Below are 23,554 nucleotides of genomic sequence, written 5' to 3' on the forward strand. Positions count from 1 at the left end.
GGGGAGTGTCGCCTGAAGACAGGCGGGGAAGCGGGGAGAAATCGGAGGCGATTATATGGGCCAGTTTGGCAACCAAACAGGCGGGCCTTTCGATAGTAATCATCAGCGCAATCGATGAGCCGCCCTGAAGAGAGCGCTATCTTTTGGTCGTTTTCTGCCTGTGGTGGCCGGCTGAAAACGACCCAAAGCTGCCGGTCATCAATGGCTAAAATTGAACGATTGCCGCCCATCGCCAAGGGCAGCAATTCTACTACTTGCCGCCACTCATCGAAGGTAACGAACCATTCCCCACATCTTCGTCACACCACTGCTGCTTCAATCGTTCTGGAGCGCCAGGCATAAGCCAACACCATCAGCAGCCCCAGAGCAGCCATCGCCGCTCCGGCTAGGGAAATCGCCGGATACCCCAGACCAGCGTTGATCACCGCTCCGCCCAGCGCTGCGCCAATCGCGTTGCCAAAATTGAAGGCGCCAATGTTCACCGCAGAGGCAAGATTGGGCGCGTCCTTCGCTGCTTCCATGACGCGCATCTGTAGCGGCGGCACCAGGGCAAAACTGGCGATACCCCATATCAGGATGGCCAGAGCAGCCGGCACCGACCAACGCATCAGCAGGGAGAACGCCAGCAAGACGAGAATAAGAACGCTTAGCGAGACGATCAAGGTGCGATCTATCGAGCGGTCAGCGGCCTTGCCGCCCCATATGTTGCCCAGCGTCAGCCCCACACCAAAAAGCACCAGCATGGCGGTGATGTAGGCGGTGGAACTATTGGTCTCGCTGCTTAGGATTGGCGCGATGTAGGTGAAGACGGTAAACATTGCGCTCGATCCGACTACGGTCAGGGCCAGCGCGCCCAACACCGGCCCACGCCCCAGTGCCCGAATTTCGGCCATTACACCGACGCTTTGCGGCGTCTTCAGGTTAGGCAGGGCAAACCACAACGCGGCCATGGTCACCACGCCGAGGCCGGTAATTCCCCAGAAAGCAGTGCGCCAACCGAACAGTTCACCAAACCAGGCGGCCAGCGGCACACCGCCTATGGTCGCCAGGGTCAGGCCCATGAACATCGCCGCAACCGCCCCAGCACGTTTCTCCGGGGCGACCACGCTGGCAGCGACGATGGATCCAACGCCAAAAAATGCACCATGGTTCAGTGAGGTCACCACCCTGGCGACCATGAGACTGTAGTAGTCAGTGGCAAGAGCTGACATCAGATTACCCAAGGTGAAAATCGCCATAAGCCCGATCAGCAGATAGCGTCGGGGAATCCTGCCGGTGGTCAGGGTCATCAGGGGTGCGCCGAGCAATACGCCCAGCGCATACGCACTGACCAGCAAACCGGCGGCGGGAATGGAAACGCCAAGATCCGCAGCGATACCCGGCAACATGCCCATGGGGGCGAATTCTGTTACGCCGATGCCAAAGGCACCGATGGCGAGCGCTACAAGTGGTGGGTTGATACGCATGGATGGCTCCTTATCTATGCCGCTAATGCTACGATCTTGTATTTTCAGGCGGTAGATCGCATTTTTGGCAATCACCTTTGCGCAGGAGGCACAAGTGGATTTCAACGGCAGGTCAGGTGAAATGAGCGTGTTCACCACCGTGGCGCAGGAAGGCAGCCTGTCGGCCGCCGCGCGTGCACTGGGCCTGACACCCTCGGCAGTCAGTCGGATCATCGCGCGTACCGAGCAACGTCTTGGCACCCGCCTGTTGTTGCGCACCACCCGAGCGATCACCTTCACTGCCGAGGGCGAAGCGTTCCTGCGCGGCGCCCGGCGTATCCTGGCCGACATGGACGAGGTCGAAGAAGCCATCGCCGACCAGGGGGTACCCAGGGGGCGATTGCGGGTCAGTGCAGCCCTTGGCCATGGGCGGCTAGCCATCATTCCCTTGATCGCAGCATTCAGCGCCTGTTACCCGAACATCGTCGTCGACCTCTCCCTCGGCGACGAAGTGGTCGACATTCTCGGCGGGCAGGCCGACGTCGCGATCCGCTTTGGCCATCTGCCCGACAGCCCGCTGACTGCGCGCAGGATCGGCGACACCGGCCAGGTAGTGGTGGCATCGCCCAAGTATCTGCAGCGCCACGGCATCCCCCAGGAACCGGAAGAACTGCTACAGCACAACTGCCTGCGCTTCAACTTCCGACGTGCCGAACCCAACTGGCCGTTCCTCCGCGATGGAAAAGAGTTTTCTCTAAAGGTCAGCGGCAACATCGAATGCAGCAGTGGTGAAGCGCTGGCACAACTCGCGCGAGTAGGTGCCGGCATTGCACGTATCGGTGAGTTCAGCGTGAGCGACGATCTGCAGCGCGGCGACCTGATTCAGCTGTTGGAAGCCTGGAACCCCGGGGACCAGGAGCCGATTCATGCAGTGTTCGTCGGCGGGGCGGCAATGCCGGCGCGGGTGCGATTGTTCGTGGACTTCTTGCTGGAACATCACAGAATTTAAGCGGAGGAGTAAGCAGATACTTCCGGGTAATCGTGATGTTGAAGTGACCAAAACATTATTGGGTGCACTATCAATAGGTGGTTTACCTTACTGGAACAATCGTGGGCTCTGGCATTGCTGGGGCGTCAGCAAGTCTTAAATGGCCGTCGTGAAAGATCGCTTTTGGCCGATTGCTGCCTGTCACGAAAGGCTGCAATCGGCCAGGAGCGGTCACTCGCAGGCGCGTTGAGGTACGTAAGCTTAATCGCGGATGGTCAAGCGCAAGACCTCTACGCACAGTTTGGTTTCATCCCTACGGCACCACGTTCTGTAGGGATGGCTTACAGTGGACTTCAAGGTAAGCCTACCGCCCAAAGACGTTGATTCTATGCACACCGCAGGTGATAGGCGCAGATGCTTACCGAGTTTAAATGCTTGCTCATCTGATTTTTGCCACTGACAGTGCTATCGCTGGGCAACCGCGATCAATGCGGTAGAGGGAATGGGCAAGACAGGATGATTGCCTGCCATTTCCCTGACGTGCGCGATCACTGCTGCCTTTTCCGTATCGGTCAGGCTCGTCCAGTCGGGCGACATGCCAAACAGTGTGTCAGGGTCATCGAGCAGCTTCACATCCAATTGATAGGGATGTGTCACGCTCTCGATGGCAGGATCCCGGAACCCGGCGGCGATCAGTTCGCGGGCGAAATCCAGTGGGTTGCTCAGCGCTTTGACTGCCTCGGGCATCGCCATGCCCTCGCGCTCCGGGAAAAGCTTTCGCCTGACATTGCCCAATAACAGAAACGTCGCCGCACCCATTTCCTGCCACGTTGCGACAATGCCATAGCCCCCGATGGCAGTGACGCGTTGCATTTCGGCCAGGCCCTTGCGCCAGTCAGGAAACATGATCACACCGAAGATCGAGAACGTTGCATCGAAGCATGCATCTGGCAGATCGAGGGACTGGCCGTCCATGACCCGGGCCTCCACATTGGGAAGTCCTGCGTTTTTCACACAAGCCACCATGGCGGGGGAGAAGTCCGTCGCCAGCACCTGTGCACCGGTTCGGGCGGCCGCCAGTGCGAGGGCTCCGGTGCCAGTGGCGACATCCAGCACGCGGCTTTGCGGCGTAAGCGAGATCCTTGCGAGCGCCGCCTCTGCGAAATGTGCAGTGAAGGGGTGCGCCGTTTTCTGATAGTGCTTTGCTGCAACGTCCCAGTGATCAGCCTTCTCAAATTCACGCATCGCGCCGCCCTCAAAATTCATGTAACTTTACAAGTATCATGAGTGGGTGCTTTCTGCCAAGTATCAGCAACAAAAGGGGCAAACGATGCGTTACGACAGCCGTCTTTCGCGAATGCTACATATCCTGGTCCACATGGCGCGGCAAGCGGGGCCATTAACGTCGGAAGGGATAGCCGCAATGCTTGGAACGAATCCAGTGGTTGTTCGCAGAGCGTTGTCTGGCTTGCGGGACGCAGGCTACGTTCATTCGCAGAAAGGGCATGGTGGAGGATGGGTGATCACTTGCGATCTTGAGCAAGTCACGCTATTGGATATCTATAACGCGGTGGGACAGCCCTCGCTGTTCGCCATCGGCAATGAGCGTTCCAACCCCGACTGCATGATCGAGCAGGTGGTCAATCTTGCGGTCGACGACGCTTTACGCGAAGCAGAGTCGGTGCTGGTAGAGCGGTTGCGCACCCTTAGTCTGGGTGAACTCAATCGCTTGTTCGATGCACGTCGTGCTGCTGGCCATGACGGCTCCCTTTCATGTGAGGCAAGCCTGTAGGGTCGCCGCGAAGGCTGAGTCGAGAGGGGCAGTCGTCCCCGGCCTTTTATCCGAGCTGGGGCGGGGCCTGCTGGCGCAGATGATTCCATTGTGGATGTGGGTGGCAGAGAACGCTGAAGGTTTTCGCGAGGCTCGTATTCTCTACGACTCTGACAATTCGAGCGACACGAAGTGACCCTTTCTGGCCGCAAGCAGTCCTTGTCACAGGCTGCTCCTGCCCCAAAGCAGACGGTGACACCAGGTAGAAACTGTTCGGGAGTGGGCGGCACTCTTTAGCAAAAACGAGGTGGTTGCCTTGGGGTGTCGCAGGCGAGGCTGAGCCGGGTTTATTGCGGTAGTTTGGCGATCACCTTGATCTCGAAGTCGAAGCCGGCCAGCCAGGTCACGCCAACAGCGGTCACCGTCGGGTAGGGTGCTTCGCCCCAGTACGCGGCTGCTGCTTCCCAGAGGGTTTCGAATGTCGAGTCGGGGTCGATCATGAAGAGGGTGGTGTCGATCACATCCTCGAAACTACTGCCGGCCTCGGCCAGGATCGCGTTGAGGTTGGCGAAGGCCAGGCGAACCTGGGCCGCGAGGTCCGGCTCGGCCGAGCCATCCTTGCGGCTGCCGACCTGGCCGGAGACGAACAGGAAACCGTTGGAGCGAATCGCTGGCGAGTAGCGGTGAAGTTCGTACAGTGCATGGCGGTCAGGCGGGAAAACGACATCACGTTTGCTGGTCATGGCATACCTTCTTCGGGGCCATCGCGGCCCGCTGTTTACGGTGGAGCCACTATAAAAAGGCGACCGGCCTGAATAAACGGGCAACACTGGTCATGACTGTTTGTAGAATCCAAACTATCCAGTCCCGAATGAGGCGTGAAATGGACCGTTTCGATGCAATGCAGGCCTTTGCCCGAGTAGTGGAAACCGGCAGCTTCACCAAGGCGGCAGCCACCCTGCATATGAGCAAGACCACCGTGACGCAGCTGGTTCAGCAACTGGAAGCGAGGCTGCGCGTGCGCCTGCTCAACCGCACCACACGCAAGGTCAACGTCACCGCCGATGGCGCGGCCTACTACGAGCGTGTCATCCGGCTGCTGATCGATATGGACGACGCTGAGACAAGTGTGTCCAGCGCGTCGATGGCACCGCGTGGGCGGCTGCGGGTGGATGTACCCAGCCCACTGGCGCGAATGCTGCTGATTCCAGCCTTGCCAGGGTTCTTTGCGCGTTATCCGGAAATCCAGCTGACCGTGGGCGCGAGCGATCGCATCGTCGACATCATTGGTGAAAACGTCGACTGCGTGGTGCGGGGTGGTGAGATCACCGATCAGTCCCTGGTGGCAAGGCATGTGGGCGATCTGAAACTCGGCATCTATGCCGCACCCGGCTATTTGCAGCGTTCCGGCACTCCGGCGCACCCCCGTGAGCTGGAGGAGGGCAGGCACAATACCGTCGGCTTCCTCTGGTTTCGTACAGGCAAAACCTTGCCCTATGTGATGCTGCGGGGTGAGGAGCGCATCGAGGCCAGGGGCCGCCCGCAACTGACGGTCGATGATGGCAATGCGTACCTCGCCGCTGGCCTGGCGGGTCTGGGTATTCTCTGGCTGCCGCAGTACATGGCCAAACCGCACCTGGTCAGCGGTGAGCTGCTGCCGTTGTTTGAGGACTGGACCATGGCGCCAATGCCGATGTATCTGGCATTCCCGCCGAATCGCCACGTCAGCGCCAAGGTGCGGGCATTTATCGACTGGGTCATGGAATTGATGGCCGAACATGCGCCGGTGGTTGGGTGAAACAGGTACACACCTATTCCGGCCTTTGATTATCCACGCAGTTGTACCGGACTCAACCCAAGGCGTTGCTTGAACGTGGTTGCCATGTGCGCCTGGGAGTTGAAGCCGCAGGTATGGGCGATCTCTGCCAGGCTGGCGGCTGAACCGCGTATCAGTGCCCGGGCCTTGGCGATGCGCCGGTCGATCAGGTAGCTGTGGGGGCTCTTGCCCGTGGTGCTCTTGAACGCCCGCATAAAATACCCTTCGGACAATCCCAATAAACCCGCCATCGCCGGAACGCTCAGCGGCCCGTCGAGACCGGCGTCAATGAACTCATCGAGCAGGCGCATCCGACTGAGGGTAATAGCGCCTTGGGGCGGACTCGACAGCGTTTGATCGGTTGTTGCCCGCTCAGCCAGTGCGAGTGCCCAAGCTTCCCAGTCGTCTTCCACCGAGCCGTGCAACATGGCGCCGCGCATACGCAGCGCGAGGGTAATGGCCGCCGGGTCAATGCGATTGTTGAAGGCTCGCTCCCCTGGCAACGGGACACCGTCGGTACGCATGATCCGCAGGTATTCACCGCCCAAGGGCGACTCGGACAACACGTCACAGCCGGCGGGAACGAACGCCAGCCCGTTGGGCAGTGCAGTGAAGGGCTGTACCCGGTCGCTGCCAATGGCGTGCAGGCCGCGCTGGCTGTCGAAGGCAAAACCAATCGCTGCCCGGGGCGCGACATATCGGGTCGCGTAGGCGGCGCCGGGTAGCAGTTCGATCGCCCAGGGCCCTGCCTCGACACGGCGGACCGGTTCGGGGCAGGGCGCTGGTAGACGGCGGTTTCGATGGCTCATGCACTGCATAGTAGTCAAGCCGGGATACAAAAGTCAGGTCGGTTTTTTGAAAGCCTACGTGATGCACCCGTGCCTAGACTGGGTCAAATCTCAGGGAAAACGCCCCATGCTCAGACTGACTCGCGACGATATCGAACAAGCGGCCCGCCACGTGTACCAGGTCATGCCCGCTACCGCGCAATACCCTTGGCCGTTGCTGGCAGAGCGCCTGGGTTGCACAGTGTGGGTCAAGCACGAAAACCACACACCGACGGGCGCGTTCAAAATACGCGGCGGCATTACATTCATGCACTGGCTCAAACGCGAGCACCCGGACACCCAGGGCATTGTCAGCGCCACCCGCGGCAACCATGGCCAGAGCCTGGCGCTGGCGGCAAGGGCGCTGGGTTTGAGGGCGCTGATCGTAGTACCGGAAGGCAACTCGGTAGAAAAGAACAATGCCATGCGCGCCTTTGGTGCCGAAGTGGTCGAGTGTGGTCGCGATTTCGATGAGGCGCGTGATGCCGCCGCGCACCTGGCGCACATGCGTGGCTTGTATCTGGTTCCGCCGTTCCATACCGAACTGGTCAAAGGCGTGGCCACTTACGCGCTTGAGCTGTTTCAGGCTGCGCCGGATCTGGATACCGTCTACGTGCCGATTGGCTGTGGATCGGGGATTTGCGGGGTCATCGCCGCCCGTGACGCGCTCGGCCTGAAAACCCGGGTTGTGGGGGTGGTTTCCACCGAGGCTGCCGCTGCACAGTTGTCGTTCGACGCTGGCGCACTGCGTGAAACCGTCTCGGCCAATACCTTTGCCGATGGTCTTGCCGTGCGTAAACCAGTCCCCGAGGCCTTTGCCGTCTACGGCGCCGCCGCGCAACGGATCGTAGCGGTCAGCGATGAGCAGATTGCCGAGGCCATGCGCGTGTATTACACCGACACCCACAATCTCGCTGAAGGCGCTGGTGCCGCTGCCCTGGCTGCGCTTATTCAGGAGCGAGAAGCAATGGAGGGTAAAAAGGTGGGGGTGATATTGTCCGGCGGTAATGTTGACCGGTCGGTGTATGCGAGCGTGATTGCGTGAACCCGGCTGATGGCCGGTAGCTGCCTGGCAGCTATCGGCCGGTTCACAACCCCAGCTGCGACAGACTGGGGTGGTCATCCGGCCGACGGCCAAGCGGCCAACGGAATTTCCGCTTCCATGGCTTCAGCGCCCCACGACGAAGGTACGGACGAATCATCCCGCGCCGAAAGCGGGTGGTCCTTTGTCCAGCCATGGGAAACGCTCCTGTTCATCTCAAGGCCACCTCGCTATAGATCAAGGACCAAGGGCTGTGGGTTGCCTTCGGTTTGCGCGGGTACAGCGCAGCAGATCAGCACATTGTTGCCGTCCGGAAATTGCGCGGGAGGATTGGTGTAATGCACTGAACCACTGATCATCCGGACGGCGCAGGTCCCGCACGAGCCTCCGCGGCAGCTGAACTCGGGGGTCAGCCCACGACTTTCGGCCAGTTCCAGCAGGCTGCCGCTGTCGGGCTTCCAGCGCGCCTCGGTGGCGGATGCAGAGAAATACACAGGCACCGGCACCGCAGCCGCTGGTGGCTGAGCCTGTGTCGGTGGTTGCTCGGTTTTCGAACGGCGCAGCGCCGACGGGCCGAATGCCTCTGCATGGATGCGATGGTCCGGGATGCTCAGCTCACGCAGACCGTCGTACATGTCCTGAAGAAACCCGCCAGGGCCGCACAGATAGAAGTCGTAGTTATCCAGCGGCAGTCGCGTCTTGACCTGGGCGAAGGTCAACCGGCCCGCCATCTGGTAATCACGGTCAAGTAGCGCCTCGGTGCCCGGATTACTCAAGGTACGGTGGATATGCAGCAGCCCGGCCGAGCGTTGCAGCAATTGCGCGAGTTCCAGCTGAAATGGCAGGTCCTCCAAGGACCGTGCGCTCTGGAACAGATGTATATTGCGTACCCTCCGGTGTCGCTGGTTTTGCGCCACCAGTTCTCGGACCATCGAGATCATTGGAGTGATGCCCACTCCAGCAGCGATTAACACCACAGGTCGTGTGTTTTCATCGACCAGGGTGAAGTTGCCCAGAGGCGCCCGCGTTTCCAGCAGATCACCCACCTGCACGTTCTCGTGCAGGTGGCGCGAAGCATTGCCCTGCAATTTCACGCTGATGCGGATATGCCCGTCAGAAGGCGCGCTAGAGACGCTGTAGGTTCTGACCAGGATGTCTTCTCCTGCGGTCACGATGCGCATCGGCAGGTGCTGGCCTGGGGCGAATGGCACCACGGTGTTGTCCTGTGGTTCGAGGTAGAACGAGCGGATATCGCTGCTTTCCTGCTGCACGCGTGCGACTCGCCACTGCTGCCATTGCCGGCGTTGTTCGTACTGCCGCACGCGCTCGTCGGCTTCCTCCCAGATGCCGGTCGCCAAGCTGGTGACGGCGTAGTCGTGAAATTGCCAGCGAATGGCCACAGCGGCCGGGCGCAGTACCACGTGCTCAACTTCGACCGTGAAGAGACGCTCGGCACCTTCGAAGGACTTGATCAAGGGACTGTCCAGCAACAGCTGGCTGCGTCCGCTGAGTTGCAGCATGTTGCCGGTAGCAAAATCTATAAAGAGCAACCCGGCGACAGGATTGGTTTGCAGGTTCCCCAGCGTGTTAAAAAACAGGTTGCCGGCGTAGTCGGGAATGGTCAGTCGGTTGCCTTCGACCTTGACGAAGCCGGCACGTCCGCCCCGATGGGAGACGTCCACAGAGCGGTGGTGGGCATCATGATCGACGTAGCTTGCGATGAAAAAAGTGTCGGCTGTACGAATCAGCGCGCTGCTGTACTCGTCCAGATGATTGGAGTCCTGACGCGGTACCTTGCCGAATGCCGTCTCGGTAACGCGTGTAAAGGAACGCTGCTGAATATATTTGGGGCAGTTTCCATAAGAGTGTTCGACCAAGACTTCAAGACCTTGCGCCGTGACTTGTTGGATCACGCCATTGATGCGATTACGCCGCCGCGTATGCAGTTCAATGCCGAGCATGCCAATGGCATTGCCTGCCTGCAGACCCGACGCGGCCGGGTCTTGCGGGTCGGGTTGCGCGGCCAGCATCAGGTGCTGCGGATCAGCTGATGTGACGAAACCTTGCGTCCCTTCGAGCAGCGTGGCCCAGGGGCGGCCGCTTGCATCTACCGCGCCAGCTATCATGAATGGCAACTGGGAATAGAACTCCCGGTGCTGGTCGGGCATGTAGTCGCGAATGACCTTCTGCCCGATCACTTCCATACGCTCGGAGGCGTGAACTTTTCGCTGAAGCACCCTCTCTCCAGCATGCCACGGGGATTTACGGTGCTTGGGCAAATGGTCCATGGCCGGGGCTCCTGGGCGAGCTGCCGGGATGCCCGGCAGCTTGGGTTAGCACTTAGCTGGTGTGCAAACCTGCGACGGTGCGCTGCATGGGCACAAAGCCAGGCAGCGCTTCGATACGTTGCAGCCAAGCGCGCACATTCGGGTACTCCTCCAGCGATACGTTGCCTTCCGGGGCGTGAGCGATATAGCTGTAGTTGGCCACATCGGCGATGCTGGGCTCGGTTCCTGCCAAGAATGGACTGTCGCTGAGTTCGGCCTCGATGACCTTGAGCAGGGCATGTGCCCGGGCGATGACTTCGTCGGCATTGAATGACGCGCCGAATACCGTAATCAGCCTCGCTGCGGCAGGGCCGTAGGCCACCTGGCCGGCAGCCACCGATAACCAGCGCTGGACCCGCGCCTCGGTGATCGGGTCTTGTAGCTGCCAGCTACCGCTGCCGTATTTCTTCGCCAAGTAGGCAATGATTGCGTTGGAGTCGCTGATCAGAGTGCCGTTGTCGTCAATCACCGGGATTTGGCCAAAGGCGTTGATAGCCAAATACTCGGCTTTCTTATGGGCGCCGTTTGCCAGGTCGACAAACACCAGTTCGGTGGGCAGGTTCAGCAGCGAGAGCATCAACTCGACCCGGTGGGAATGACCCGATAGGGGGTGGCTATATAGCTTGATGGCGTTTGACATGGCGCAGGCTCCTTAATGGTCGCGGGAATCAACGCAGCTGCAAACCATGTTGGCGGCTATGACGTTGTTGGAGCCATGCTGCGCTCATCGCTGGCCAAGCAGAATCACCACGCAGAACAATCCATAATTTCGTTTTCCGAAATCAGACGTGGTGGAAAAATTGATGATTTCAGCCCATAAACGCTGGGTGGGAACGCAGCAGGGGGGTAGCAAAGTCGATAAAAGATCGCACTCGTGCCTCGGCGCGGCGACCGTGGCGGTAGATCAACTGCGCCGGCATGCTCAGGCCGGTGAACTTCTCCAGTACCGGCACGAGCGCTCCACCGGCCAGCTCATCATAAACTTCATGGCTCATGCAGCGAGTCAAACCCACGCCCAATGTTGCTGCACGAATGGCCGCACGCTGCGTCGTGCAGGTCAGCACCGGTGTCGGTTTTATCTGGCGGATGGAGTGACCACAAAGAAAGCGCCAATCGGTCTCGTAGCCTGGTGATGAACTCACCACCGCTCGATGTGCCTTCAGGTCTTCGGGGGTTTCGGGACGCCCCCATGCGGCCAGGTAGTCGGGTGAGCCACACACGATCGGCCTGACCATGCCCAGTGAAGCCGCGAACTCGGAGGAATGGGGTAATTGGCCGATGGCCAACGCAATATCGATGCCATCCTCAAGGAGCTTGGGGGCTCCGCGGCTGGCCTGGACGGCCAGATATACATCAGGATAGGCGGCCAGGTAGGAGAGGATGATCGGAGTGAAGACCTCTGAGTCCATCTGTAACGGTAGTGCTATCGTCAGTTTGCCGTCAGGTCGAGCATGCAGGCCAGCCGCAGACCGATCGGCAAGCTCGGTCCGTTCCAGGATTTGCCGACAGCTTTGTATGAACTGTTCGCCAGCAGGGCTCAGCGTTACACCGCGCGGAGTGCGATTCAGCAAGGTGTTGTGTAGCCGCGCTTCCAGGGACGCAATGGTGCGCATGACAGTCGCCGGTGACACCTCGAGATGCCGTGCGGCGGCGGCCAGACTGCCGGCCTGCGCCACCGCGACGAATGTCTGCATCTCACGATAGCGGCCCATGCCTATACCACCGTAACGGCTTGCAGTGCTGGATCTGCGGCGAGTCGAGCGGAGCAGTAGTCAACGAAAGTACGGACCTTTGCAGATACCCGTTTGCCGCCCTGATACAAGATATGCACCGGTAGCGCAGGTGTCTGGTACGCCTCTAGAAGGATCTCCAGCTCGCCTTTGGCGACTGGCTCGGCCACTTGGTAGGACAGAACCCGTGTGAGTCCCCAGCCCATTCGGGCCGCATTGATTGATGCCTGGTTGGAGCTGACAACCAGGCGCGGTTTGGGATGCAAGGCGATGGTGCGTTCACCGACACTGAATTGCCAGTCAGTGAGCAACGTACTCGCCGACGACATCACGATTGGCAGCCCTGACACATCGCGGGGGTGCTTGGGTCTGCCGACGTGATCAAGAAACGCCGGCGCAGCACATATCACGGCAGAGACCTGTCCGACCCTGATGGCCTGCAGGCCGGTATCAGGCAGCTGACCTATACGAATGGCGACGTCCACCCCTTCGTCGAGCATGTTCACAAGGCGATCTACCAGCAGGGCGTTTATTGTCACCTCAGGGTGCTCCGCCAGGTATTGTGTGATCAGCGGTATTAGATATTGTTCGCCAAACATGACCGGCGCAGTCACCGTCAGGTTGCCGCGGGCACGGACACTGCTTCCGGTGGCCAGCTCTTCCGCATCCTCTACGTCGAGCAGGATGCGCTTGCAGTCATCCACATAGCGGCGTCCCGCTTCAGTCAGCCGTAAGCTCCTGGTGCTACGTGCGAGCAGCAATATGCCCAGGCGATTTTCAAGACCGGCTATGACACGCGTGACGCTTGGTGGCGACATCCTCATCAACTTAGCGCCTCCAGCAAAACTCTCTGCTTCCGCGACGGCCAGCAGCACCTTCATTTCCTGAAACCTGTCCATGTCACCGCCAGTTAGCCGGGTGGGTTTAGCTGCTACAACGTAGCGTTCGACGCCAGTCTAATAAAGTCAATGGTCGTTTGTTACGGCCAACGTCACCATCGTTCCACCTGCACCAGACGTTGGAACAAACCACTTGCTCACCCCAGCACTTGAACCAGTCGCAGTGCCACCGCTGAAGCCTGTTCGGCGCTGGCGATGTTGGTGAAGCCGATAACCAGACCGTGGTGAGGTTTGGCTTCCAGGTACCACTGGGACAGGGGTTCGATGGCGATGCCGACGGCCTGGGCCCGTTGGACGAGTTCGAGGTCGTTCCCTTCGCGAAGGCCGGCGACCAGGTGCATGCCGCCGGCCTGGGCGTTGATCCGCAGGCGTTCGCCGAAGTGTTGCTGCAGGGCATCGATCAGCCATTGGCGGCGGCGTGCGTAGAGGCTGCGCATTTTCTTTAAGTGCCGGGCGAAGTGGCCTTCGTTAAGAAAGGCGCTGACGGTTGCCTGAAGCAGCTGGGGGCAGTGGTTGTGCAGGCGGTCCGCCTGGCGGGCGAATGCCCGGGTCTGCTCGGCGGGCACCACCAGATAGGCCAGGCGCAGCCCTGGAAACAGCACTTTGCTGAAGGTCCCGGCATACAACACACGGCCCTGCTGGTCGAGACTCTTGAGGGCCGGCAAGGGTTTGCCTTGATAGCGGTATTCACTGTCGTAATCGTCTTCGATGATCCAGCTGCCCTGGCGGTTGGCCCATTCGAGCAACGCTAACCGGCGCGGCAATGACAGCGACACCCCCAGCGGGCTTTGGTGGGTCGGCGTGACCACGGCAAAGCGCGCATCCGGCGCGCGGGCGATGCCTTGTGCGACGTCCAGCCCTTGATCATCCACGGGCACCGGCACCAACTGCGCACCGGCTTCCAGCAGCGCGTGCCTGGCCATGAAGTAGCCCGGCTCTTCCAGCCAGCAGGAGTCGCCCTGGCGCATCAACGTGTGGCTGATCAAATCGAGACAGGCGCGGTAGCCGGCGCACACGAACACCTGATCCGGGTGGCAGGTGATGCCCCGCGAAATTCCCAGGTAGGCCGCAATGGCCGCGCGTAACGGTGCGTAGCCCCGGGAGTCCGGGTAGACGAGACCTTCGAGGCCCGACTGCCTGAGCTGACGTCCCGCCAGTCTGGTCCAGAGTTTGCGCGGAAAGGCATCCAGCGCCGGAAGGCCCATCTGCAGGGCCAATGGCTGCGTCCCGGAATGGGTGGCTTGATACGTCGGCGACGTGACCGGGGTGCGAACCGGGGGGGCGGCAGCGGGGGTCAATTGCGGTGTGACTACTGTCCCGGCTGCTCCGCGAGCGATCAGGTAGCCCTCGCCAATCAGCAACTGATAGGCCGCGTCCACGGTGCCTCGGGCCAGGTTCAGCTCCGCCGCCAGGGCGCGCACAGCCGGTACCCGGTCTCCGGGGCGCAGGCGCCCGTCAGCGATCGACTCACGAAAACGCTGATAAAGCTGGCGATAGATCGGCGCTGACTGGCTGCGGTCCAGTTCGAAGGGAATCATCATGGCCTAGTCATTTATGCATTTTTTGGCTCTGTAGACTAAACCATCGCACTTCTAAAGTGGGCGCCTCTCTACAGCGGACGATGGCGATGTCTTACACACTTCAACACCTCGAAAACCCGGAGGCTTTTGCAGCCAGTTTCGATTTGATGCAGGTCTTGAGGCCGCATCTCGTCGATCCGGCGGCCTATACCGCGCAACTGGCCCGCCAGACCCGCCAGGGCTACCGTTTGCTGGCGGTCTGGAGCGCAGAGCAGGTGGTCGGTCTGGCCGGTTACCGCGAGCTGGAAAACCTGCTCTATGGGCGCTTCATCTATGTCGATGATCTGGTGGTGAGCCCCGGGCTACAGCGCAGCGGCCTGGGCGAGCGGCTGTTGAGTGCTGTGCGTGATGAAGCCGTGCTGCGCGGTTGTGATCACTTGGTGCTGGATACCGGCCTGCATATGCCGTTGGCCCAGCGCTTCTATTTCCGCCAGGGGCTGCTGGCCCGTGGCATGCATTTCACCCAGAGCCTTCGGCAAGAGGAATCGGCATGAACCATGCCCTGTTGATCAACGCCAGCCCCCACGGGCAGATTTCCCATGCGAATCAGTTGGCCCTGGAGGCAGTAGCGGCCCTGCGTCAGCGGTGTCCGCAGCTGGAACTGGTTGAGCGCGATCTGGGCGCGTCTCCGTTGCCGCCGCTGGGCAGGGACTACGCCCATGCCCTGACTAAGGTCACGCCCTTCGACGCCCCAGAGTTCGAGCTGTCCGAGGCGCTGATCGGCGAGCTGGAGCGCTGCGATATCCTGCTCATTGCCACGCCCATGCACAACTTTACGCTCCCGGCCGCGCTCAAGCTCTGGGTCGACTATGTGCTGCGCATTCACCGGACATTCAGTTCCAGTGCCGAGGGCAAGGTCGGGCTGCTGCGCGACCGCCCGGTGTACGTAGTGGTGGGGTCCGGAGGTGTTCACCAGGGTGAGCAGGCACGCCAGCCGGATTTTCTGACGCCTTACCTGCGGCAGGTGCTGAACACCCTCGGTCTGTTCAACCTGCAGTTCATCTATCTCCAGGGGTTGGTGTTCGGCGATGAGGCCATCCAGGCAACCGTCGAAAATGCCCGGGCCGTGCTGTCGCAAGACCCGTTGTTCAACCCTTTAGTTTGCGCCTGACCCTTTATCGACACAGGAGTTTTACCATGAGCCAAGCCCGACTGCCGTTTCCTTCCCTTTCGCCTGCCGCCTACCAGGGGCTGGTCGCCACAAGCACAGCGCTGGCCACCAGCACGTTAGGCTTGCCGCTGCTTGAGCTGGTGTATTTGCGCATCTCGCAGATCAACGGCTGTGCTTATTGTCTGGGCATGCATGCCAAAAGCCTGCGCGAGTGTGAAGTGCCGCAGGAGAAACTGGATTGCCTCGCCGGCTGGCGCATCAGCGCACTGTTCAACGACCGCGAGCGCGCTGCCCTGGCGTGGGCCGAGACACTCACAGACATCAGTGAAGGCGGCGCGCCAGACGCGTTGTACGCGCCGTTGAAAGCGCATTTCAGCGATGCCGAGATTTCCGACCTGACGCTGGCAGCGGCCTTGATGAATGCCTTTAACCGGCTGGCGGTGGGCATGAATCTCTGACCGTGAGGCGGGTGCCGACCTGGTAACGACAGGGGATGGACGTCCGCACCTAGCGGCGCGGATCGTTACTGCACCGGCAAAAAGTTCATCAGCAGCAAGCTCTGCGCATAGTTAAGGCCAATGCGTCGGTAGCGCTCATCAAGCATCTGGGCCAACAGGTCGAGGCGGGCAACGATCTTGCCGAACTCAACGGCAAAACTGAGGTTGCTGGACTGTTCCGATATTTCATTGGAAAACAGCAGCAACGCTCCGCTCTCATCCTGACGCTGGCTGAGCAGCCAGGTGGCCTTTTCGATATTACGTGCGGCATTGCTCACGAACTGCGGATTGATCGCGTTCGTCATGAAAAACTCGGTGTGTCCGCCGTGGGCGGTGACCAGCATGCTACCGATCGCGTAGATAAAGGCCCCGACCCGATCGCCGCGAAATTCCGGGCTCAAGGAATAGCTCAGGGCTTCCAGGTCACGGCGGTTTCCCAGGGCGGGCAGCGGCTGCTGCAGCTCGATCGCCTGGCGGATCTCCCGCGCCGCGCTCACCGCATCCAGATACCCCGACTGGCGCCACTGGTTGGGGTTTCTCAGGTAGAGCTTGTTCATCAGCAAGTACAGACTTTGCAGGTTGTCCTTCATGCTGAGGGTGGCCATGCGATCGACGCTGGTCTGGAAGAACTCTTGAGGCTTGCCTTCATTGAATTGTCGGGCGATATCGCGTCCCTGTTGCTGGCTGCAACCGGTGGCAAACAGCGTGAAGAGAGCGGCAGGCACCAGCGTGCCACGCATCCAGCGCAGGGTAAAAACAGGTCGCGTTCGATTCATCGGCACCCAGTCTGGTTCTTCGGTCTTCGCAGGGAATCAGCATGACCTGGACAGACATAGAGCGAAAAACCGGCAAAAAGTGCGACGGCCAGGGGCAGAATATTCAGATTGGGCCTGAACGGCCTGACGGTTTTGAGCATCACACTGGATGACAAGGCGTTGTCACATGACTGAAATATTTCAATCATATGATCGCGGGACTTTTGCGCTTGGGTCGTTCATTTCATGTGTCGTGCCCTATTCACACCCATAGCGGGCGCCAGCCCGTCAGGCATCCCCGGGAGGACCGCCGATGCCTCCGGGCCAGCGCGTCGCCAACCCACCCATCGATCCCGGTCAGGATGGCCACATGTCGAACCGGGCGTTCTGCTCTTTCGATATCCAGTCAGTGAAGGCACAATGCGCATCCTTTTTTGGCTGGCCTTGCTGGAGGCGCCTCGAAATGATCAAAACGCCGTACTACCTCATTGATAAACAGAAACTGCTGGCGAACATGCAGAAGATCGCCTACGTGCGCGAACAGTCCGGCGCCAAGGCCCTGCTGGCACTCAAGTGCTTCGCCACCTGGTCGGTGTTCGACCTGATGCAGCAATACATGGACGGCACCACATCGTCGTCGCTGTACGAGCTCAAGCTCGGTCGCCAGAAGTTCGAAGGTGAAGCGCACGCCTACAGCGTGGCCTGGGCCGACGATGAAATCGAAGAGATGCTCGAGAACTGCGACAAGATCATCTTCAACTCCATCGGCCAGCTGCAGCGCTTTGCCGAACGCTCCGCAGGCAAGACCCGCGGCCTGCGGGTCAACCCGCAAGTCAGCAGCTCGGATTACCTGCTGGCCGACCCGGCACGTCCGTTCAGCCGTCTGGGTGAATGGGATCCGGTGAAGATCGAAGGCGTCATTGATCAGATTTCGGGTTTCATGTTCCACAACAACTGCGAGAACGGTGACTTCGACCTGTTCGACCAGATGCTGTGCACCATTGAAGACCGCTTTGGCGAGCTGCTGCACAAGGTCACGTGGGTCAGCCTCGGCGGCGGCATCCACTTCACCGGTGAAGGCTATGCGCTGGACGCGTTCTGCGCCCGCCTGAAAGCGTTCTCGCAAAAGTACGGCGTGCAGGTTTACCTGGAGCCGGGCGAAGCGGCGATCACCAACAGTGCTTCGCTGGAAGTGACCGTGCTCGACACTCTCTACAATGGCAAGCACCTGGCGGTGGTGGACAGCTCCATTGAAGCTCACCTGCTTGACCTGCTGATCTATCGCCTCAACGCCAAGCTGGCACCAAGCGAAGGCGAGCATACCTACATGGTGTGCGGCAAATCCTGCCTGGCAGGGGATATTTTTGGCGAATACCAATTTGATCGTCCGTTGACCATCGGCGATCGGCTGTCGTTCATCGACACCGCGGGCTACACCATGGTCAAGAAAAACTGGTTTAACGGTTTGAAAATGCCGTCCATCGTAGTGAAACAACTCGACGGTACAGTCGAAGTGGTTCGTGAATTTGGTTACGAAGACTACCTGTCCAGCCTTTCGTAAGCTGGCGGATAAAGGAGAGATAAAGCAATTGAAAAAGAACGTTCTTATCATTGGTGCAGGAGGTGTCGCCAAGGTGGTGGCCCACAAGTGCGCGCAGCACAACGACGAACTCGGTCGTATTGCTATCGCGTCGCGCAACATCTCCAAATGCCAGGCCATCATCGACAGCGTCAAGGCCAAGGGTAGCCTCAAGCAGCCTGCCGAAATCAAAGCCTTTGCGCTGAACGCCCTGGACGTCGAAGCGACCAAGGCCCTGATCCGCGAAACCGAATCGCAGATCGTCATCAACGTAGGCTCTGCGTTCCTCAACATGTCGGTGCTGCGTGCCTGCATCGATACCGGCGTGGCCTATCTGGACACCGCCATCCACGAAGAACCGGGCAAAATCTGCGAGACGCCGCCCTGGTACGGCAACTACGAGTGGAATCACCTCGAGGAATGCAAAGAGAAGAACATCACCGCGATCCTTGGTGTGGGCTTCGACCCGGGTGTGGTCAACGCTTATGCAGCGCTGGCTCAGCAACAGTATTTTGACCGCATTGATTCGATCGACATTCTCGATGTCAATGCCGGTTCACATGGCAAGTATTTCGCTACCAACTTCGACCCTGAAATCAACTTCCGTGAATTTACCGGGCAGGTGTGGAGCTGGCAGAACAGCGAGTGGACAAGCAACACCATGTTCGAAGTCAAGCGTACTGACGACCTGCCGGTTGTCGGGGCGCAGAATCTGTACCTGACCGGCCATGATGAAGTGCACTCGTTGTCGAAGAACCTCAACGTGCCGAACGTACGGTTCTGGATGAGCTTCGGCGAACACTACATCAATGTGTTCACCGTGCTGAAAAACCTCGGTCTGCTCTCTGAGCAGCCGGTCAAGACCGCTGAGGGCCTGGAAGTCGTGCCATTGAAAGTGGTCAAGGCTGTATTGCCTGACCCGAGCTCGCTGGCGCCCGGTTATACCGGCAAGACCTGCATCGGTGATCTGGTCAAGGGCACCAAGGACGGTCAACCGCGCGAGGTGTTCATCTACAACGTCGCCGACCATGAAGATGCCTACGCAGAAACTGACAGCCAGGGCATTTCCTACACCGCCGGTGTGCCGCCTGTCGCGGCAGCGCTGCTGGTCGCTCGTGGCGAGTGGGACGTGCAACGCATGGCCAACGTTGAAGAGTTGCCGGCCGAGCCGTTCCTCAAGGCGCTGGATGTGATGGGCCTGCCGACCCGCATCAAAGACGAGAATGGCGACCGTCCGTGGGACTGCAACGCCTGAGGCGCCTGAATCACGGGTGAACCTCGTTCCCGCGCACAGCGCCAAGCAAAACGCCGCTCCTTGAGCGGCGTTTTGCCATGTGCGTTATGTGTTCTGGAGAGGGTGAGAACACAAGCTCGCCGAGGAATCATTTTGCGCTCTGATGGTCATATCCCCGACCTTTGTGTTCAGGACCTTTAAATGAAGCGCTTAGCAAAAATGCTCTTGGCCGTTTCCGGTGTTCTCCTCTTGGGAGGGTGCGTACACCATTGGGATGATGGCGACAGATACAGCCGCGATCGTGATCGTGGATACGATCGGGGACGTGATTACGACCGGGACGATCATCGTTATGACCGCCGTGAGTATGATCGCCGTTATGACCGGCGTCGTGACCGCGATCGCGATCGTGATGATGATGACCGCGACGACGATTGATGCGCTTTGGTCATCCACCGGGGCAGGGAAGCCGGGGGTGACGGTCGATTCACGGTTGGCAGCGCGCTGAACCAGGGACGAAATAGCAAAAGCCCGGCACTGGCCGGGCTTTTGCGTTGAACTGAACTCAGTTCATCAGTGGTTTTTGTGTTTGTTCTTATGCTTGTGGTGCTTGCCATTGGAGCGGTGATTGTCATCGTCACCCAGGTTATTACCAATCGCGCCACCGGCTGCGCCGCCCAGTCCGGCGCCAATGGTGGAGCCGGTCGAGCCTCCCAGCTTATTGCCGATGATCGAGCCACCGGCCGAGCCGACGCCCCCGCCAATGGCCGCTTCGGTTTTGTTTCCTCGCGGAGCACCGATTGCGCTGCCAGCAGCCCCTCCCAGGCCAGCCCCGACTGCGGCTCCTGTGGAACCGCCCATTTGTTGACCCACGATATTCCCCAGTGCGCCGCCGAGGCCGCCTCCGACAGCAGCCGTGCCATCTCCGGCGGCCATTGCGCCTTGTGCAACCAGGATGCCTATAACGAGTGCAGGCAATGTCATTCGCATTTTATTAACCTCAGGAATAAGCGAGCAGGGTATCAATTCAGGCTCGTGCAGGAATATAGATAAGGGGTTCGAGTTTTAAGTTCTTGAAAGCAAGTTTTGCGGAGGTTGTAGATTGTAACTGAATGTATCTAAAGGGTCGGCAAGGCGTCGCCGAACACCCGTCTTGAGCCGTGGCGAGCGCCAGCCTGCGCAGCAAGGGGTTATATCCTGCTGGACATTACGGTAGGGTCAGGCGCGAGTGCCAAATATTAAGGGGAAAGGGGTATGACCAAGGCGTTTCGTAATCCGATGTTTCTGGTGGGCTTCCCCTTGGTGATTTGCGGCAGCGTTTTTGGCCTGGTCGGCCTGCTCAGCAACCTGACATTCGCCTACATGGCACCGGGGATGCTGGTGCCAGGCATCGCCTTGATGTTGTCCGGCTGGAGGCAGTGCAACGCGTGAGCCTGCGCTGCGGGCCGTGAGGCAACGACGCAGGGCTATGCTTTCGCGGACAGGCAGGTTTGCAGGGTTTTGTGGTGCTGATCAAGCAAGGCGTTGATCTCGGCTTTTCTTTGCGCGTCCGGTGGATGGCCGAAGGAGGCAAAGGAGCGACCGGCGAGCTCTTTTTGCAACTCGACAATCTCTTCGCGATCAGGGGCGCAGCGCTTTGAGCTGTCGGCCAGGGCTGCAAATCGCTGGGCTTGCCCGGACAGTTGTTCTATTTGCCGGTTTGCATCCGCAAGCTGGGTGTCTCGTTGTTGAAGCTGGCTTTTGAAGTGCGAAGCTTCCACGAGGTGCAGGTTATTGGCGGCGGTTGACTCATCAACCTTGAGCCGGAGCGAGGTGTTGTCTTGTTTCAAATGGACGACCTGATCTTTCAGGAAGATGTTCTCGGCTTCGATGCGGCCAATTTGTCTCGATTGTTGCGATGAGTACTGCAGGTAGATAAAGGCTCCGCTTGCGCAACCAAAAATCATTGCGCTCGCCGTCGTGATTATCCATTGGGTTTTGGTGTTCATGGCAGGGTCCTTTTGACATAAGCGCGTGACCCTATCCCGTGAGCGTTTGAACGCGCAAGTCAGGCCCTTCTCAGCGGCCCGTCGCGCCCCCTGCCATGCGCGGCTCGGCTTGCCCGTCTGGCCGGGGTCTTTCGCGTGGGGGCAATGGTGTTTGTCAGTTCGGGCTGGCGCTGTATCGCAGAATACCCTGACGCCAAAATGCGCCAATTCGCTGCAAAAAAGAGCTTTCTAATCGTGCCGAAGGGGCGATCCGCATCACCCCGCATGCACCCCGCACGTCGTGGCGGGCGGAGCGTCCCGATAGCTGCCCGGGCTGAACCGGCGGGTCAGGATCAGCATCGCCAGTACGGTGATGATGAGCACCCACCAGGCGCTGACGAAACTGCCGGTGAGCTCCCTGAGCCAGCCGCTCATCCAGGGTGACAGGGCGTTGATCAAAAAGCCGACGCCCTGTACGAACGCCGCCAGTTGCCCGGCCTGTTGCGGGTCGCGCCGGTGATCGAGAGTGAGGATCAGGCTCAGGGCAAAGCAGGCGCCCAGCCCGAAACCGATCAGCGCGACCCACAGTTGCGGGGCTTGCAGGGGCCACAGGGCCAGGCCGGCAAAGCCGATGGCCTGGGCGCTGAGGCTGATGCCAAGCAGCAGCCGGCGATCGGTCTGGCGTTGCGCCAGCGCTGGCATCAGCAGGGCGGCAATGACCTGGAAAATGGTCATGAACGCCAGCAGGGTGCCGCTCTGGGTGGCGCTCCATCCCAGTTGCAGGTAGTAGGCCGGTAGCCAGGCCACCATGCTCATGTACCCGCAATTGACCAGACCAAAGTACAGCGCCAGTAACCAGGCTCTGCGGTTGTGCCAGAAGGTATCGGGCGAGGCGGTAGAGCCCTTGGGGCGGGCGCTGAAGGGCAATCGCCACCACAGCAACAGGGCCAGCGCTGCCGGTATCAGCCACACCCCGAGCCCGGCCTGCCATTGACCAAAGTGGTTGGCCACCCAAGGGCTGAACAGTGCGGCCAGGCCGCCACCGCCCATCAGTGAGGCCGAATAGACCCCCATCGCCAGCGCCACCCGTTGCTGGAACTGCTGTTTGATCAAGCCCGGCACCAGCGCCTGGATCAGGGCCACGCCCGCGCCACCGAACAAGGCGGTGGCAAGCAGGGCATTGGCCTGGCTGAACAGCAATCGCGCCGCGCAAGCCAGCAGAATCATCGCCAGGCCCAAGGCCACGCCACGCCGCTGGCCCAGTCGCGCTTCCAGGCGAATGCCGAACAACGCCACCAGGCCCATGCACACCACGGGCAGGCCGGTGAGCCACGCGCTGCTTTTGAAACTCATGCCGGTGGCGTCGCGGATGTCCATCAACAGCGGGCTGATGGAACTCAGCAACGGCCGCAGGTTGAGCCCCAGCGCAATCAGCAGTGCCCAGGTGCCCAGGCGCCGCAGGCTCGACTCAGTGACCGGCATGGCGGGCCTGCCAGTCGTGATAGAGCGCGGTCATGCTGGCCTGGGGCACATGCTGTATCGGCAGGCGCTGGTCCTTCAGGGGCAGGCTGATCTGTTCGTAGATGGCCGCCGTCGACAGGCCGTACGCGGCAGCGCTTTCGTTACTGGCGGCAAACACCACACGGGCGATTCCGCATAAATACAGGGCGCTCAGGCACATCGGGCAGGGCTGGCCGGTGGCATACATCACGCAGTCATCCAGGCGTGGCCCCAGTTGCCGGCTGGCCGCACGAATCGCCAGCAATTCGGCATGGGCGGTGGGGTCCTGACTGAGGTGGATTTCGTTGACGGCCTCGACCAGCACCTGGCCGTCGCGTACCAGCAGTGCAGCGAACGGTCGGCCACCGGCTTCGACATTGCGTCGGGCCAAGGTGATCGCATGCTGCAGGTAGTGTTGATCGTCGTGCATCGGGACGCTCCTGGGTCTGGTTGAAGAGGCCATCGCAGTCATCTTTGATGAGGCGC

Annotated in this window: 25 protein-coding genes and 1 pseudogene; 11 read left to right on the forward strand and 15 right to left on the reverse strand. The window is 60.1% G+C overall.

Features of this window, described 5'->3' with window-relative positions; translation table 11 throughout:
• Positions 1-299: 299 nt before the first annotated feature.
• The gene (locus AWM69_RS10825; RefSeq protein WP_218726735.1) at positions 300-1,466 is read right to left on the reverse strand and encodes an MFS transporter; all 1,167 of its coding nucleotides are present in this window, start codon (positions 1,464-1,466) and stop codon (positions 300-302) included.
• A gap of 94 nt (positions 1,467-1,560) precedes the next feature.
• On the opposite strand from AWM69_RS10825, the gene AWM69_RS10830 reads away from it, so the two are divergent.
• On the forward strand, positions 1,561-2,454 hold the full coding sequence (locus AWM69_RS10830) for a LysR family transcriptional regulator (RefSeq protein ID WP_218726921.1): 894 nt from the start codon (positions 1,561-1,563) through the stop codon (positions 2,452-2,454).
• Positions 2,455-2,898: 444 nt separating this feature from the next.
• Here AWM69_RS10830 and AWM69_RS10835 read toward each other — a convergent pair whose 3' ends face one another.
• Complete coding sequence (locus tag AWM69_RS10835) at positions 2,899-3,699, reverse strand: class I SAM-dependent methyltransferase (protein WP_218726736.1); 801 nt, start codon at positions 3,697-3,699, stop codon at positions 2,899-2,901.
• A 64-nt stretch (positions 3,700-3,763) separates the two neighbouring features.
• Here AWM69_RS10835 and AWM69_RS10840 point away from each other — a divergent pair, with 64 nt between their 5' ends.
• Positions 3,764-4,225: an Rrf2 family transcriptional regulator gene (locus AWM69_RS10840; protein WP_218726738.1), complete on the forward strand. Its 462-nt coding sequence runs from the start codon at positions 3,764-3,766 to the stop codon at positions 4,223-4,225.
• A gap of 326 nt (positions 4,226-4,551) precedes the next feature.
• Here AWM69_RS10840 and AWM69_RS10845 read toward each other — a convergent pair whose 3' ends face one another.
• Complete coding sequence (locus AWM69_RS10845) at positions 4,552-4,947, reverse strand: RidA family protein (protein WP_048381964.1); 396 nt, start codon at positions 4,945-4,947, stop codon at positions 4,552-4,554.
• A gap of 140 nt (positions 4,948-5,087) precedes the next feature.
• Between AWM69_RS10845 and AWM69_RS10850 the strand changes: the two genes are divergently transcribed.
• Positions 5,088-6,002 (forward strand): LysR family transcriptional regulator, encoded by a 915-nt coding sequence (locus AWM69_RS10850; protein ID WP_218726740.1) that lies wholly within the window; start codon positions 5,088-5,090, stop codon positions 6,000-6,002.
• A 29-nt stretch (positions 6,003-6,031) separates the two neighbouring features.
• On the opposite strand, the gene AWM69_RS10855 is transcribed toward AWM69_RS10850, so the two are convergent.
• A complete protein-coding gene (locus tag AWM69_RS10855) occupies positions 6,032-6,838 on the reverse strand; it encodes a helix-turn-helix transcriptional regulator (protein ID WP_218726922.1) in 807 nt (268 codons plus the stop codon).
• 97 nt (positions 6,839-6,935) lie between these two features.
• On the opposite strand from AWM69_RS10855, the gene AWM69_RS10860 reads away from it, so the two are divergent.
• Positions 6,936-7,892 (forward strand): threonine dehydratase, encoded by a 957-nt coding sequence (locus AWM69_RS10860; RefSeq protein ID WP_218726742.1) that lies wholly within the window; start codon positions 6,936-6,938, stop codon positions 7,890-7,892.
• Between the two features lie 43 nt (positions 7,893-7,935).
• On the opposite strand, the pseudogene AWM69_RS10865 reads toward AWM69_RS10860, so the two are convergent.
• From AWM69_RS10865 to AWM69_RS10890, 6 genes and pseudogenes are all read right to left on the reverse strand, one after another.
• Positions 7,936-8,019 (reverse strand): annotated as a pseudogene (locus tag AWM69_RS10865) (DUF1348 domain-containing protein); the annotation flags it as partial.
• A gap of 100 nt (positions 8,020-8,119) precedes the next feature.
• Positions 8,120-10,177 carry a pyridoxamine 5'-phosphate oxidase family protein gene (locus tag AWM69_RS10870; RefSeq protein ID WP_218726744.1) on the reverse strand — a complete coding sequence of 686 codons (2,058 nt, stop codon included), beginning with the start codon at positions 10,175-10,177 and terminating at the stop codon, positions 8,120-8,122.
• A gap of 52 nt (positions 10,178-10,229) precedes the next feature.
• Positions 10,230-10,856 (reverse strand): glutathione S-transferase family protein, encoded by a 627-nt coding sequence (locus AWM69_RS10875; RefSeq protein ID WP_218726745.1) that lies wholly within the window; start codon positions 10,854-10,856, stop codon positions 10,230-10,232.
• Positions 10,857-11,025: 169 nt separating this feature from the next.
• Entirely contained in the window at positions 11,026-11,928 is a 903-nt protein-coding gene (locus tag AWM69_RS10880) for a LysR family transcriptional regulator (RefSeq protein ID WP_218726746.1), read from the reverse strand.
• Between the two features lie 2 nt (positions 11,929-11,930).
• A complete protein-coding gene (locus AWM69_RS10885) occupies positions 11,931-12,845 on the reverse strand; it encodes a LysR family transcriptional regulator (RefSeq protein ID WP_218726747.1) in 915 nt (304 codons plus the stop codon).
• A 137-nt stretch (positions 12,846-12,982) separates the two neighbouring features.
• A complete protein-coding gene (locus AWM69_RS10890; RefSeq protein ID WP_218726748.1) occupies positions 12,983-14,386 on the reverse strand; it encodes a PLP-dependent aminotransferase family protein in 1,404 nt (467 codons plus the stop codon).
• A gap of 86 nt (positions 14,387-14,472) precedes the next feature.
• On the opposite strand from AWM69_RS10890, the gene AWM69_RS10895 reads away from it, so the two are divergent.
• The 3 genes from AWM69_RS10895 to AWM69_RS10905 are packed head-to-tail and all read left to right on the forward strand — an operon-like array spanning position 14,473 to position 15,994.
• The gene (locus tag AWM69_RS10895) at positions 14,473-14,919 is read left to right on the forward strand and encodes a GNAT family N-acetyltransferase (protein WP_218726749.1); all 447 of its coding nucleotides are present in this window, start codon (positions 14,473-14,475) and stop codon (positions 14,917-14,919) included.
• Complete coding sequence (locus AWM69_RS10900; protein ID WP_218726750.1) at positions 14,916-15,536, forward strand: FMN-dependent NADH-azoreductase; 621 nt, start codon at positions 14,916-14,918, stop codon at positions 15,534-15,536. Before AWM69_RS10895 ends, AWM69_RS10900 begins: the two co-directional genes overlap by 4 nt.
• A gap of 26 nt (positions 15,537-15,562) precedes the next feature.
• Positions 15,563-15,994, forward strand: coding sequence for a carboxymuconolactone decarboxylase family protein (locus AWM69_RS10905; RefSeq protein WP_218726751.1), 432 nt, complete (start codon positions 15,563-15,565; stop codon positions 15,992-15,994).
• Between the two features lie 65 nt (positions 15,995-16,059).
• Here AWM69_RS10905 and AWM69_RS10910 read toward each other — a convergent pair whose 3' ends face one another.
• Positions 16,060-16,809, reverse strand: coding sequence for a hypothetical protein (locus AWM69_RS10910; RefSeq protein ID WP_218726752.1), 750 nt, complete (start codon positions 16,807-16,809; stop codon positions 16,060-16,062).
• 442 nt (positions 16,810-17,251) lie between these two features.
• On the opposite strand from AWM69_RS10910, the gene AWM69_RS10915 reads away from it, so the two are divergent.
• From AWM69_RS10915 to AWM69_RS10925, 3 genes are all read left to right on the forward strand, one after another.
• Positions 17,252-18,349 carry a carboxynorspermidine decarboxylase gene (locus AWM69_RS10915; protein WP_048381988.1) on the forward strand — a complete coding sequence of 366 codons (1,098 nt, stop codon included), beginning with the start codon at positions 17,252-17,254 and terminating at the stop codon, positions 18,347-18,349.
• Positions 18,350-18,377: 28 nt separating this feature from the next.
• A complete protein-coding gene (locus AWM69_RS10920) occupies positions 18,378-19,622 on the forward strand; it encodes a saccharopine dehydrogenase family protein (protein WP_048381989.1) in 1,245 nt (414 codons plus the stop codon).
• 180 nt (positions 19,623-19,802) lie between these two features.
• On the forward strand, positions 19,803-20,039 hold the full coding sequence (locus AWM69_RS10925; RefSeq protein ID WP_131654597.1) for a hypothetical protein: 237 nt from the start codon (positions 19,803-19,805) through the stop codon (positions 20,037-20,039).
• Positions 20,040-20,174: 135 nt separating this feature from the next.
• On the opposite strand, the gene AWM69_RS10930 is transcribed toward AWM69_RS10925, so the two are convergent.
• A complete protein-coding gene (locus AWM69_RS10930; protein ID WP_131654598.1) occupies positions 20,175-20,591 on the reverse strand; it encodes a glycine zipper domain-containing protein in 417 nt (138 codons plus the stop codon).
• A gap of 264 nt (positions 20,592-20,855) precedes the next feature.
• Here AWM69_RS10930 and AWM69_RS10935 point away from each other — a divergent pair, with 264 nt between their 5' ends.
• Positions 20,856-21,032, forward strand: a complete 177-nt coding sequence (locus tag AWM69_RS10935) for a hypothetical protein (RefSeq protein WP_218726754.1) — start codon at positions 20,856-20,858, stop codon at positions 21,030-21,032.
• A 35-nt stretch (positions 21,033-21,067) separates the two neighbouring features.
• Here AWM69_RS10935 and AWM69_RS10940 read toward each other — a convergent pair whose 3' ends face one another.
• The 3 genes from AWM69_RS10940 to AWM69_RS10950 all read right to left on the reverse strand — a co-directional run bounded on the left by AWM69_RS10940 (position 21,068) and on the right by AWM69_RS10950 (position 23,498).
• Complete coding sequence (locus AWM69_RS10940) at positions 21,068-21,589, reverse strand: hypothetical protein (RefSeq protein ID WP_131654599.1); 522 nt, start codon at positions 21,587-21,589, stop codon at positions 21,068-21,070.
• A gap of 255 nt (positions 21,590-21,844) precedes the next feature.
• A complete protein-coding gene (locus AWM69_RS10945) occupies positions 21,845-23,050 on the reverse strand; it encodes a CynX/NimT family MFS transporter (RefSeq protein ID WP_218726755.1) in 1,206 nt (401 codons plus the stop codon).
• A complete protein-coding gene (locus AWM69_RS10950) occupies positions 23,037-23,498 on the reverse strand; it encodes a nucleoside deaminase (protein WP_218726757.1) in 462 nt (153 codons plus the stop codon). The genes AWM69_RS10945 and AWM69_RS10950 overlap by 14 nt, the downstream gene beginning before the upstream one ends.
• Positions 23,499-23,554 lie beyond the last annotated feature (56 nt).

The sequence above is a fragment of the Pseudomonas sp. D1HM genome (assembly GCF_019266105.1).
Lineage (GTDB): Bacteria > Pseudomonadota > Gammaproteobacteria > Pseudomonadales > Pseudomonadaceae > Aquipseudomonas > Aquipseudomonas taetrolens.

Bases quoted from the DNA above. Each gene is read 5' to 3' on its own strand.
- AWM69_RS10900 (WP_218726750.1), top strand. From the start codon at position 14,916: ATGAACCATGCCCTGTTGATCAACGCCAGCCCCCACGGGCAGATTTCC.
- AWM69_RS10850 (WP_218726740.1), top strand. From the start codon at position 5,088: ATGGACCGTTTCGATGCAATGCAGGCCTTTGCCCGAGTAGTGGAAACC.
- AWM69_RS10875 (WP_218726745.1), bottom strand. From the start codon at position 10,856: ATGTCAAACGCCATCAAGCTATATAGCCACCCCCTATCGGGTCATTCC.
- AWM69_RS10935 (WP_218726754.1), top strand. From the start codon at position 20,856: ATGACCAAGGCGTTTCGTAATCCGATGTTTCTGGTGGGCTTCCCCTTG.
- AWM69_RS10925 (WP_131654597.1), top strand. From the start codon at position 19,803: ATGAAGCGCTTAGCAAAAATGCTCTTGGCCGTTTCCGGTGTTCTCCTC.
- AWM69_RS10855 (WP_218726922.1), bottom strand. From the start codon at position 6,838: ATGCAGTGCATGAGCCATCGAAACCGCCGTCTACCAGCGCCCTGCCCC.
- AWM69_RS10940 (WP_131654599.1), bottom strand. From the start codon at position 21,589: ATGAACACCAAAACCCAATGGATAATCACGACGGCGAGCGCAATGATT.
- AWM69_RS10870 (WP_218726744.1), bottom strand. From the start codon at position 10,177: ATGGACCATTTGCCCAAGCACCGTAAATCCCCGTGGCATGCTGGAGAG.
- AWM69_RS10845 (WP_048381964.1), bottom strand. From the start codon at position 4,947: ATGACCAGCAAACGTGATGTCGTTTTCCCGCCTGACCGCCATGCACTG.
- AWM69_RS10885 (WP_218726747.1), bottom strand. From the start codon at position 12,845: ATGGACAGGTTTCAGGAAATGAAGGTGCTGCTGGCCGTCGCGGAAGCA.
- AWM69_RS10840 (WP_218726738.1), top strand. From the start codon at position 3,764: ATGCGTTACGACAGCCGTCTTTCGCGAATGCTACATATCCTGGTCCAC.
- AWM69_RS10915 (WP_048381988.1), top strand. From the start codon at position 17,252: ATGATCAAAACGCCGTACTACCTCATTGATAAACAGAAACTGCTGGCG.
- AWM69_RS10945 (WP_218726755.1), bottom strand. From the start codon at position 23,050: ATGCCGGTCACTGAGTCGAGCCTGCGGCGCCTGGGCACCTGGGCACTG.
- AWM69_RS10910 (WP_218726752.1), bottom strand. From the start codon at position 16,809: ATGAATCGAACGCGACCTGTTTTTACCCTGCGCTGGATGCGTGGCACG.
- AWM69_RS10905 (WP_218726751.1), top strand. From the start codon at position 15,563: ATGAGCCAAGCCCGACTGCCGTTTCCTTCCCTTTCGCCTGCCGCCTAC.
- AWM69_RS10895 (WP_218726749.1), top strand. From the start codon at position 14,473: ATGTCTTACACACTTCAACACCTCGAAAACCCGGAGGCTTTTGCAGCC.
- AWM69_RS10890 (WP_218726748.1), bottom strand. From the start codon at position 14,386: ATGATGATTCCCTTCGAACTGGACCGCAGCCAGTCAGCGCCGATCTAT.
- AWM69_RS10860 (WP_218726742.1), top strand. From the start codon at position 6,936: ATGCTCAGACTGACTCGCGACGATATCGAACAAGCGGCCCGCCACGTG.
- AWM69_RS10880 (WP_218726746.1), bottom strand. From the start codon at position 11,928: ATGGGCCGCTATCGTGAGATGCAGACATTCGTCGCGGTGGCGCAGGCC.
- AWM69_RS10825 (WP_218726735.1), bottom strand. From the start codon at position 1,466: ATGCGTATCAACCCACCACTTGTAGCGCTCGCCATCGGTGCCTTTGGC.
- AWM69_RS10950 (WP_218726757.1), bottom strand. From the start codon at position 23,498: ATGCACGACGATCAACACTACCTGCAGCATGCGATCACCTTGGCCCGA.
- AWM69_RS10930 (WP_131654598.1), bottom strand. From the start codon at position 20,591: ATGCGAATGACATTGCCTGCACTCGTTATAGGCATCCTGGTTGCACAA.
- AWM69_RS10835 (WP_218726736.1), bottom strand. From the start codon at position 3,699: ATGAATTTTGAGGGCGGCGCGATGCGTGAATTTGAGAAGGCTGATCAC.